A 1429-nucleotide genomic window follows, 5' to 3' on the forward strand; every position below is an offset into this window, starting at 1 on the left:
TAATGCCAGTCAGTTAACAGCTGACTGGCTTTTTTTATTGGGGTATTTACTGGGTTTTGGTTTCACACACCTCGGATACGCCCGCTCCCGTTTTATCGGCAATATGTGATGTTCAACTTGAGCTTGTAATTGCTCTATTGATTTAGGTATCCGTCCTGCATTTTCTATAAACATTGTATGAATAAGGTTAATAATACTAATAGCACACGTCGTAAAACTCAGGTGTTTTGCATATATTCCAGATTTTTTCTGCGCCATTTTCACCATCTGGTATCGGAGCAAGTTATAGCTCAACATTACGCCCCATAATTCTTGCGCTATCATCTCAGGTTTCTTGCTGCGTAGCGTAAAGTGACTATTCAGTAAGGTTTGTTTCATTTCTCGATAACCAAGTTCAATTTCCCACCGATCACTATAGAGGTCAACAATTTCAGCCTTAGGGAAACGCATTGGGTCTGTTAATGAAGTGAGTATATTCACCTCTTTCCCCTTAACCGTTTTTGTGACTAGCCTAACTTCAATGCTCTCTGGTAAATCGTCGAACTTTTTTCTCGCTTGTGCTGTTGCTTTTAGCTTGATGAGTTTGTCTTGACGACCTAGAGAGCGAACAATTTCATATTGCGTGCCTTTTCTCATCGGTTGAAGCCAATGCCTATTTACCCCAGCATGATGCCAACGATTGAGTAAGCCTAGAGAATAGAAGCCTCTATCAAATAACGTCAGTGAGTTATCGGGTGTTGCCTCGATTAAGTCTTCAGCCAACACCATTTCACTAGTACGACAACTATCAAAGGCGCTCCCCATTAATAAATGACTAGTTAACTCCATCAAACACACCATGCGAACCTGAGGGAAGGCCGTGTCACCATACTGATTTTTCCACATGGAGAATGCATGTTGATTTTCAGCAGTATCCGGTGTGCGCCAAATGACACCATCAACACCCAGTAGTGATAGCCCGCACCATGTGGGATGGTTCGCATCAGCATTCCACATTTGCTGACTTTGCTCAAAAACCTGTTTAACGGCATCAGCCCCAAGCCGCTGCCTAGCCTGTACAACCGCGCTGGGCGCAACGAGTTCTTTTTTACCTGGTAAAGCGAGCCCTAATTTACTGACAATACTCCACAGTGGGTCTTCACGATAAAACGACATACAAATGACTGTCCAAACGGCCATCTCAACAGGAAGCCTTCTTTTCCTTATCGTCGCGACACCTGCGGTTTCTGCGCATTGTTTGATAAACTCAGGGCATAAAAAATCACTCAGTTGACCTAAGCCTTCTGAATTGGGTGCGTAGCTATTGGCTAGAGAAAGTGCGGTAGTGAGTTGCAAAATAAAAGGCTCCTGAATAAATTCAGAAGCCTTTATAAACTAACCAGAAGATCGGTCAATGGATCGTTAAATATTTCTTAACTGATCGGCATTA

General features: G+C 43.0%; 1 protein-coding gene. It reads right to left on the bottom strand.

Going from position 1 to position 1429, the window contains the following annotated elements:
• Window positions 1-9 precede the first annotated feature (9 nt).
• On the bottom strand, window positions 10-1335 hold the full coding sequence (locus I6E85_RS20750) for an IS4 family transposase (RefSeq protein ID WP_024607224.1): 1326 nt from the start codon (window positions 1333-1335) through the stop codon (window positions 10-12).
• Window positions 1336-1429 lie beyond the last annotated feature (94 nt).

It is taken from the genome of Pseudoalteromonas sp. NZS71, from assembly GCF_015864715.1.
GTDB classification, from domain to species: Bacteria; Pseudomonadota; Gammaproteobacteria; order Enterobacterales; family Alteromonadaceae; genus Pseudoalteromonas; species Pseudoalteromonas arctica.